This window comes from Paracoccus sp. (in: a-proteobacteria) (assembly GCF_047973135.1).
Lineage (GTDB): Bacteria > Pseudomonadota > Alphaproteobacteria > Rhodobacterales > Rhodobacteraceae > Paracoccus.
Genome location: NZ_JBKEBL010000278.1, coordinates 1 through 8,901, shown reverse-complemented (window position 1 = coordinate 8,901; position 8,901 = coordinate 1). Strand labels below are relative to the sequence as shown.

Genomic DNA, 8,901 nt, shown 5'->3' with positions numbered 1-8,901 from the left:
GTGGTCTGGGATCCGCAGGCGGAAAAGACCATCACCGCAGGCAGCCAGCAATCCGCCATCGACTACAACGTGTTCGAGGGGCAGCAGGTCAAGGGCCTGCCGCGATATACCCTGACCCGCGGCGTGGTTGCGGTGCGCGAAGGCAAGGTGGACAGCCACGAAGGCCACGGCGAATTCGTCGCCCGAGAGCCGCGCGGTCAGGTGAACCGGGCGCTGTCGGCCTGGAAGGAACTGACCGCCCCAAGGCCGGTACAGCGGTCGGGCATTCCGGCAAGCGGGGTTTGATGGAACTTTTGGTCCGCCTGCAAATCGACTGGAGGTGGCCTGTGCTCTTCTTCGGCAGTGCTGTCCTCTCGAGGGCCCTGACCATGGTCGCAGCCTTGATCCACGCAGAGGTTTCGGGTGCCCGCCTTCCCTACGGCTGGCTCGAAGTCGCAATATTTGTTGCGGTTGGCGCGACAGCGCGCTCTCTGCTGCCATCATTGGCGGCCTGGAGCCTCGCTGTCACGCTGTGCCGACGACTTGAGCGAGAACGAGTTGCTGCGATGGTCGCGTCCGTTCCGCTTGCCATCATCGGTTGGCTAAACGCTGTCTGGCTGGCGCGGTCCGTCCTGGTGCCGCGCGCATTCGGGGATATCCCGATCTCGACAACCGTACTTGCCCTGCCGCTGCTGATCACGGTCGGTTTGTCCCTAGCTTATCTGATCTATCACAACATCCCGGCCGAGGCCCTGCCATGACCGCTGCTGTCATCCTCGCCGACAACATCAATCTGACCTTCCAGACCGCCGATGGCCCGGTCCATGCCTTGAAGGACGTGAACCTGACCGTGAACCAGGGCGATTTCGTCAGCTTTATCGGCCCTTCGGGTTGCGGCAAGACGACCTTTCTGCGCGCCATCGCGGCGTTGGAGACACCGACCGGTGGCAGTCTGACCGTGAACGGCATGACCCCGGATCAGGCGCGGAAGGCGCGGGCCTATGGTTATGTGTTTCAGGCGGCGGGGCTTTATCCGTGGCGGACGATTTCGGGGAATATCTCTCTACCACTTGAGATCATGAAATTTTCAAAGGCGGATCGCGCGGAACGAATCGCCCGAGTGCTGGAACTCGTGGATCTGGGCGGGTTTGGCGGCAAGTATCCGTGGCAGTTGTCGGGGGGGATGCAGCAACGCGCCAGCATCGCCCGCGCGCTGGCCTTCGACGCCGACATCCTGCTGATGGACGAGCCCTTTGGTGCGCTGGACGAGATCGTTCGCGACCGGCTGAACGAGGCGCTGCTGGAATTGTGGCGCAAGACCGGCAAGACCATCGGTTTCGTCACCCATTCCATCCCCGAGGCCGTGTATCTGTCGACGAGGATCGTCGTCATGTCACCCCGCCCCGGCCGCATCACGCGGGTCATCGAAAGTCCCCTTCCGGCCGAACGGCCGCTGGATATTCGCGACACGCCGGAATTCATCGCGCTGGCCCATGAGGTCCGCGAGGAGCTGCGCGAATGGCACAGCTATGACTGACGCGGTGATCCGATCCGCCACGGTCGCCGATCTGCCCGCCTGCGCAGCCATCATCAACGCCTATATCGACGCGACCGGCTGGCTGCCCCGTGCGCAGGCACCCGAATACATTGCGGCCGCGTTTTCGCCGGACCTGCTGACATCGCGATACGTGCTGGTCGCTGATCGGGACGGCGAAATTGCAGGTTATGCGTCCTTCGACCCCAAGACCCGCTCTCTGCCGGCGCTGTATCTGTCGCCGGCCGCGCGGGGAAAGGGGATCGGGAAAAAACTGCTGGATGCGGTCAAGGCCGGCGCGGCTGACGGGTTCACACTGACCGTCTGGAAGGCCAATCGCGATGCGCTGCGTTTCTACCTGCGCGAGGGGTTGCAGGTCGCCGGCGAGGATGTGGATGACGACGGGCTGCCGGTCACGCGCCTGACATGGGGCGGCACGACATGAGGAAGGCACTGCCGATCCTGACCGTTCTGCTGGCCATCATTGTCGTCTGGTATCTGGCGGCCACCGGGATGAACTCCGCATGGGTGCGCGATCAGGCGGCACGGGCAGATGAGACCCTGACAACCGGGCAGTTCGTCGCCCGCACCCTGACGCAGGACCGCCCCGTCCTGCCCGCGCCGCATCAGGTCGCCAAGGGCCTGTGGGACGGGATCGCGGGGCAAAAGATCACCAGCAAGCGCAGCCTGATCTATCACGGCTGGGTCACGCTGTCGGCGACACTGGCGGGCTTCGCCATCGGCAGCCTTGCAGGCATCCTGCTGGCCGTGGGGATCGTGCATAACCGGGCCATGGATCAGTCGGTCATGCCCTGGGCCGTGGCCAGCCAGACCGTGCCTATCCTTGCCATTGCGCCGATGGTGATCGTGGTCTTTGCCAGCGCCGGGATCACCGGGCTTTTCCCCAAGGCGATCATCGCGGCGTGGCTGTCGTTCTTTCCGGTCCTTGTCGGCATGGTCAAGGGGCTGCGGACGCCCGACGCCATGCAGATGGACCTGATGCGTAGCTGGAGCGCGTCGGGCGCGCAGGTGTTCTGGCGGCTGCGGCTGCCCAGTTCGATGCCCTATCTGTTCGCCAGCCTCAAGGTCGCGGTGGCCGCCGCGCTGGTCGGCACGATTGTCGGCGAATTGCCTGCGGGCGCAACGGCGGGGCTGGGGGCGCGGCTGCTGTCGGGCAGCTATTACGGGCAAACGGTGCAGATCTGGGCTGCGCTGTTCGCCGCTGCCGCCCTCGCCGCCGCGCTGGTCATGATCATCGGCCGGATCGAGACCGTAACCCTGCGCCGCATGGGGCTGGCGCGATGAGCGCGCTGCCGATCATTGCCGCATGGCTTGCCGCATGGGGGCTGAACACCTGGCTGGCACGGTTCGACACACGGGCCACGCGGGTTCTGGTCGCGCTGATCTTTGGCGCGACGATCCTGATCCTGTGGGAGATGATCACCCGCATCTACAACGTTCCCGGCGTGATCCTGCCCGCGCCCAGCCGGATCGCGGCCAGCTTTGCGACGAATACCGGCATTCTGTGGACCGATTTCGTGCAGACCATCCTGAAAGGCGCGCTATCGGGCTGGCTGATCGGCGCGGGCGCGGCCATCGCCACCGCCATCGCCATTGACCGCAGCCCGTTTCTGCAACGCGGGTTGCTGCCCATCGGCAATTTCGTTGCCGCCCTGCCCATTGTCGGCATCGCGCCGATTCTGGTCATGTGGTTCGGCTTTGACTGGCAGTCCAAGGCGGCGGTGGTGGTGGTGATGGTGTTCTTTCCCATCCTTGTGAACATGGTCGCGGGACTGGCCGCGACCGACGCGATGCAGCGCGACCTGATGGCGACATGGGCCGCGCCCTACTGGCAATCGCTGTGGAAACTGCGCATGCCCGCCGCCATGCCCTTTCTGTTCAACGGGTTGAAGATCACCACCACGCTGGCGTTGATCGGGGCCATTGTCGCCGAATTTTTCGGCAGTCCGACCAGAGGCATGGGGTTTCGCATCTCGACCGCTGTGGGCCGGCTGGATCTGCCGCTGGTCTGGGCTGAAATTCTTGTCGCGGCAATCGCCGGATCGTTGTTTTATGGGCTTGTCGCGCTGATCGAAAGGCGGGTGACGTTCTGGCACCCATCGCAGCGCAATCACCGGGGCTGACGCCCCCAACAGGAGAGTGACGCATGAAGAACCTGATGCTTTCGGCGGCGGCCTTTGCCCTGATGGCCGGCGCGGCCAAGGCGGCGGACGACCTGACGCTGCAACTGAAATGGGTCACGCAGGCCCAGTTCGCGGGATATTACGTCGCCAAGGACAAGGGGTTCTATGACGAAGAGGATCTGAACGTCACCATCAAGGCAGGTGGCCCGGACATCGCGCCGACACAGGTTCTGGCCGGGGGCGGCGCGGATGTGACGGTTGAATGGATGCCCGCAGCGCTGGCCGCGCGTGAAAAGGGCCTGCCCATCGTCAATATCGCGCAGCCCTATAAATCCTCGGGGATGATGCTGACCTGCCTGAAGGAAACCGGCATCACCGACCCAAAGACCGATTTCAAGGGCAAGACCCTGGGGGTCTGGTTTTCGGGCAATGAATACCCGTTCCTCAGCTGGATGAACCATCTGGGCCTGTCCACCGAGGGCGGCCCCGAGGGCGTCACCGTGCTGAAACAGGGCTTCAACGTCGATCCGCTGCTGCAAAAGCAGGCCGCCTGCATCAGCACCATGACCTATAACGAATACGGGCAGGTTCTGGATGCCGGGCTGACCCCCGACGATCTGGTGACATTCAAATACGAGGATCAGGGCGTCGCCACGCTGGAGGACGGGCTGTACACGCTGGAACAGACCCTGCAGGATCCGGCGATGGTGGACAAGCTGACGCGCTTTGTCCGGGCCAGCATGAAGGGTTGGAAATATGCCGAGGAAAACCCTGACGAGGCCGCCCAGATCGTCATCGACAATGACGAGACCGGCGCGCAGACCCTGGCGCATCAGCAATTCATGATGGGCGAGGTTGCCAAGCTGACCGCAGGATCGAATGGCGCGCTGGACGAAGCCGATTATCAGCGCACCGTCGATACGCTGCTGTCGGGCGGATCCGACCCGGTGATTTCCAAGGCCCCCGAAGGTGCCTGGACGCATGACATCACCGACAAGGCGCTGAACTGACGCGAAGGCGGCGGGGGGCGGGTGCCCCCCGCCCGCCGGTCAGCGCGCGGTCTCGCGGATCACCTGGCCCGAGGGATCGACCTCGACCGTCACCGCCTCGCCCGCCGGGTTGGTGGCATCGATCAGCATGCGGAAACCTGCGGGACGCGGGGACGACAGCTCGCTGTAGCCCGCCCCGTTCAGGCTTTGGATCGCGGGGCCGGTATCGATGGGCGGCATCTGCCCCTCGCCCATACGGCCACCGCCCTTGCCGCTGCGGAACCCATGGCCCCAGTCGCCCTTGCCCATCATCCTGCCGTGATCACCCCGGCCCCAGCGATGACCGCGCATCCCGCGCCTGTCATCCTCGCCGCCAAAGCGCAGCAGGCGACCGTCAGCGTCGAAACCGGCGCGCAGCTCCTGACCATCGGCATTCTCGCCCCCGACCATAAAGCGCCCGTCGCGGCCTCCGATCCGGTCGATGATGGCGAATTGCGACATGATGTCATTGTCGCGCACCGCCTGCGGCAACAGCGCCTCGACCAGCGATTGCGGCATGGCGACATCGTCGGCTTCGACCATCATGACATTGTTCTGACTGTCGATAAAGGCGTCGATCTCGCCTCCGTCGGGCAGATCCCCCTCGACCTTGCGACCGCCCCGGCGGGTCTGGTCGATCTCGACATTCTGCAAATTCAGCGCGTTCAGCGCCGCAGGCAGATCGGGTGCCGCCGCGTCCTGTGCAAGAGCCGGAGCTGCAAGCCCCGACAACAGGACCAGCGACACCGCCGAAAGACCCGGAACATGATTGCGCATGGAAACTTCCTTTCTGTGAACCTGAACGGGGCGCTGTGCCCCATTGGACGAATCATGTTCTAACCACCGCTTGCCGAACCAAACGCCAACAGCCCGTTTGGTTTCCATTTGGGTTCCGATGGGCATAAATACCTCTCATGCGCCATCCAGCCTTGATCCTGACCGTTCTGACCCTGCTTGCCGCCCTGCATACGGCGGCCGAGGAATTCCGGCCACTGCCCTATCACGAACTGGCCGAACGGGTCGAGGAACGCTTTGCCGGGCGGCTGATCGGCGCGCGGACCGACCGCCCAAAGCCCGAGGAAGCCGGTCTGGGCGCGGCGCTGGTCTATGAATTCCGTCTGGTCACGCCGCAGCGCAACCTGCTGCGGATCCGGCTGGACGCGCGAACCGGGCGGTTTCTTGAAGTCGCGGGACGCGGTCTGGTCGCGGCGTGGCGCAAGAACGATGACGAGGACTGAATGCGTGCTTTGATAGTCGAGGATGACCCGAAACTTGCCAGCCAGCTTGCCGGCGCGATGCAGGATGCGGGATTTGTGACGGATTGCACCGGAGACGGTGCCGAGGGGGAATTTCTGGGTGCCACCGAAACCTATGACGTGGCCATTTTGGATCTGGGCCTGCCCGGCCTGCCGGGAATCGAGGTTCTGACCCGCTGGCGCGATCAGGGCATCGGCATGCCGGTGCTGATCCTGACGGCGCGGGGCGACTGGACTGACAAGGTCGCGGGCTTTCGCGCCGGGGCAGACGATTACGCCGTAAAGCCCTTTCGCCTGGACGAGGTCGTGCTGCGCGCCCAGACCCTGATCCGCCGTGCCGCCGGTCACGCCCGCACGGTGATCGTGGCGGGCCCGCTGCGGCTGGACAGCCAGCTTGGCGTCATCACCCGCGACGGCATGGCGCTGAAACTGACCGCCTTCGAGACCCGCATCCTGTCCTATCTGATCCACCACCAGAACCGCATCGTCAGTCGCACCGAACTGTCCGAACATCTGTACGAGGCCGATACCGACCGCGATTTCAAATCCATCGAGGTTGTCATCGGACGGTTGCGCAGGAAGGTCGGCGATGGCGTGATCGAGACCCGGCGCGGCGAGGGTTATGTGCTGCTGGCGGAGGGCTGATGCGCTCGATCCGGGGAAGGTTGCTGGGGCTGGCGGCGGTCTGGATCACAGTCGCGCTGTTGGGGGCGTTCCTGTTCATCTCTCACCTGCTGGATGAATTCGTGACCGGGCGCTTTGACGCCGAAACCAGCGCCGTCGCCGATGCGTTGGCCGCCACCATCGATACCGATGCCAATGGCCGTATCACGGTAAAGGGCATTCCCCCCGACGCGCGTTTCGGCCTGCCGCTTGGCGGCTGGTACTGGCAGGTCAGCGCCGATGACCGGGTCATCGCGCGCTCGCATTCGCTGCTTGACGGACGGATGGACAGCCCGGCGGGCGACTATGTCGGCGGGCGCGGACGGGGCGCGGATCGCGCGCCCTTGCGGGTGATGCGGCGCGAGATGACCATCCCCGACAGCGACGCGCTGATCGCGATCACCGTCACCGCCCCCTATCGCCAGATCTTTCGCAGCATCCGCCAGATCCGCCGCCCGCTGGCCGTGTCGCTGATCGTGCTGGGGCTGGGGCTGGCCGTGGCCAGCGCCATTCAGGTCACGGCGGGGCTGCGCAGTCTTGACCGATTGGGGGCCGATCTGCGCCGGGTACGCGCCGGCAAGGCCGAGCGGATCCCCCTGCCCGACGTGTCCGAACTGCGCCCCCTGACGGCGGAAATCAACGCGGCTCTGGACCAGAACGAAACCCTGCTGGTCCGCGCCCGTCAGCATCTGGGCAATCTGGCGCATTCGCTGAAAACGCCGCTGTCGGTGCTGTCGAACGAATTGCCGCTCGACCATTCGGGCCAGCAACTGATCGCCCGGATGGACCGGCTGATCGGCTGGCACCTGCGGCGCGCGCGCTCGGCCACGCCGCGCGTTCTGGGGCAGCGCACCCCGGTCGCGCCGGTGATCGACGACATCCTGCTGGTCCTGCGCCGCCCGATGGAGGACAAGGGCCTGCGCGCCCGGATCGACGCGCCCGACGGCGTCAGCTTTGCGGGCGAACGGCAGGATCTTGAAGAAATGATCGGCAATCTGGCCGAAAACGCCGTGAAATGGGCACGGACCCGGCTGGCCTTTCACGCGCACGCCACCGAAGGCCAACTGACCCTGCGGATCGAGGATGACGGCCCCGGAATGGCCGAAACCGACGCACCGCGCGCCCTGATCCGCGGGGCCAGGCTTGACGAAAACGGTCCTCCGGGCGCAGGATTGGGGCTGGCAATCGTCGCCGATCTGGCTGCGCTGCATGGCGGCGAATTGCGCCTTGAGCGTGCCGAAACAGGGGGGTTGGCTGCGATTTTGCGACTTCCTGCCTGATTTTTAGGCAGTTTTGCCGAAATTGTATTTTACCGTTTGATAAAATAATTCACCTGTGTCAGCCTGATGCTGACCAAATGGTTGAGCCAGGAGACATCGATGTCCCAAGCCAGACTGTCGCCGGGCGTGGTTCCCGGCCGTCTCAGCGCCGACGAACTTGCGCGGAACTTTGTCGATATCGCACCGCCGCTTGGCGCGCACGAGGCGCGAATCGCGGCGGATCGCTGCTATTTCTGCCATGACGCGCCCTGCGTGACGGCCTGCCCCACCGCGATCGACATCCCGCTGTTCATTCGCCAGATCGCTACCGGCACGTCTGATACGGCAGCGATGACAATCTTTCATTCGAATATCCTTGGCGGCATGTGCGCCCGCGTCTGCCCGACCGAAAACCTGTGCGAAGGTGCCTGCGTCCGGCAAGAAGCCGAGGGTCAGCCGGTCGAGATCGGCGCATTGCAACGTTTCGCGACGGACGGGTTGATGGCGCAGAACGGCCATCCCTTCCGGCGCGGCGCGGCAACGGGCAAGCGCGTGGCGGTGGTGGGCGCGGGCCCGGCGGGCCTGTCCTGTGCGCATCGACTGGCCGCCAAGGGGCATGACGTCGTGATCTTTGATTCGCGGGCCAAGCCGGGCGGGCTGAACGAATATGGCATCGCGTCCTACAAGGCGGTGGGCAATTTTGCGCAGGCCGAGGTCGAATGGCTGCTGGGCATCGGCGGAATCACCATCCAGACGGGCAAGGCCCTTGGCCGCGACCTGACGCTGGACAAGCTGAAGGCGGAATTCGACGCGGTGTTTCTGGGTATCGGCCTTGGCGCGGTGAACGCGCTGCGGGCCGAGGGCGAGGGCACCGGCAATGTCCGCGACGCCGTGGATTTCATCTCTGAGCTGCGTCAAAGCCCCGACAAGGCCGACCTGGCAGTGGGGCGCGACGTGGTGGTGATCGGCGGCGGCATGACGGCGGTGGATGCCGCTGTTCAGGCCAAATTGTTGGGCGCGGAACATGTCACGCTGGTC

Annotated in this window: 11 protein-coding genes and 1 pseudogene; 11 read left to right on the top strand and 1 reads right to left on the bottom strand. The window is 64.8% G+C overall.

Annotation, left to right across the window (positions count from 1 at the left end; translation table 11 throughout):
• The 7 genes and pseudogenes from ACK5L9_RS20530 to ACK5L9_RS20500 form a co-directional block, all read left to right on the top strand.
• Positions 1-285: pseudogene (locus ACK5L9_RS20530) on the top strand (dihydropyrimidinase); the annotation flags it as partial.
• Complete coding sequence (locus tag ACK5L9_RS20525) at positions 285-740, top strand: hypothetical protein (protein ID WP_416913313.1); 456 nt, start codon at positions 285-287, stop codon at positions 738-740. The pseudogene ACK5L9_RS20530 and the gene ACK5L9_RS20525, both read left to right, overlap by 1 nt.
• Complete coding sequence (locus tag ACK5L9_RS20520; RefSeq protein ID WP_416913312.1) at positions 737-1,516, top strand: ABC transporter ATP-binding protein; 780 nt, start codon at positions 737-739, stop codon at positions 1,514-1,516. Before ACK5L9_RS20525 ends, ACK5L9_RS20520 begins: the two co-directional genes overlap by 4 nt.
• On the top strand, positions 1,509-1,958 hold the full coding sequence (locus ACK5L9_RS20515) for a GNAT family N-acetyltransferase (protein ID WP_416913311.1): 450 nt from the start codon (positions 1,509-1,511) through the stop codon (positions 1,956-1,958). Before ACK5L9_RS20520 ends, ACK5L9_RS20515 begins: the two co-directional genes overlap by 8 nt.
• Positions 1,955-2,818, top strand: coding sequence for an ABC transporter permease (locus ACK5L9_RS20510; protein WP_416913310.1), 864 nt, complete (start codon positions 1,955-1,957; stop codon positions 2,816-2,818). Before ACK5L9_RS20515 ends, ACK5L9_RS20510 begins: the two co-directional genes overlap by 4 nt.
• Positions 2,815-3,657, top strand: coding sequence for an ABC transporter permease (locus ACK5L9_RS20505; protein ID WP_416913309.1), 843 nt, complete (start codon positions 2,815-2,817; stop codon positions 3,655-3,657). Before ACK5L9_RS20510 ends, ACK5L9_RS20505 begins: the two co-directional genes overlap by 4 nt.
• 23 nt (positions 3,658-3,680) lie before the next feature.
• Positions 3,681-4,667, top strand: coding sequence for an ABC transporter substrate-binding protein (locus tag ACK5L9_RS20500; RefSeq protein WP_416913308.1), 987 nt, complete (start codon positions 3,681-3,683; stop codon positions 4,665-4,667).
• A 39-nt stretch (positions 4,668-4,706) separates the two neighbouring features.
• On the opposite strand, the gene ACK5L9_RS20495 is transcribed toward ACK5L9_RS20500, so the two are convergent.
• Positions 4,707-5,462: a hypothetical protein gene (locus ACK5L9_RS20495; protein WP_416913307.1), complete on the bottom strand. Its 756-nt coding sequence runs from the start codon at positions 5,460-5,462 to the stop codon at positions 4,707-4,709.
• 137 nt (positions 5,463-5,599) lie between these two features.
• Between ACK5L9_RS20495 and ACK5L9_RS20490 the strand changes: the two genes are divergently transcribed.
• From ACK5L9_RS20490 to ACK5L9_RS20475, 4 genes are all read left to right on the top strand, one after another.
• Complete coding sequence (locus ACK5L9_RS20490; protein ID WP_416913306.1) at positions 5,600-5,923, top strand: PepSY domain-containing protein; 324 nt, start codon at positions 5,600-5,602, stop codon at positions 5,921-5,923.
• Positions 5,924-6,586: a response regulator transcription factor gene (locus ACK5L9_RS20485; protein ID WP_416913305.1), complete on the top strand. Its 663-nt coding sequence runs from the start codon at positions 5,924-5,926 to the stop codon at positions 6,584-6,586. It abuts the gene before it with no gap.
• Positions 6,586-7,884, top strand: a complete 1,299-nt coding sequence (locus tag ACK5L9_RS20480) for a sensor histidine kinase (RefSeq protein WP_416913304.1) — start codon at positions 6,586-6,588, stop codon at positions 7,882-7,884. Before ACK5L9_RS20485 ends, ACK5L9_RS20480 begins: the two co-directional genes overlap by 1 nt.
• A gap of 99 nt (positions 7,885-7,983) precedes the next feature.
• The coding region (locus tag ACK5L9_RS20475) for an FAD-dependent oxidoreductase (protein ID WP_416913303.1) at positions 7,984-8,901 on the top strand (918 nt) is incomplete at its 3' end.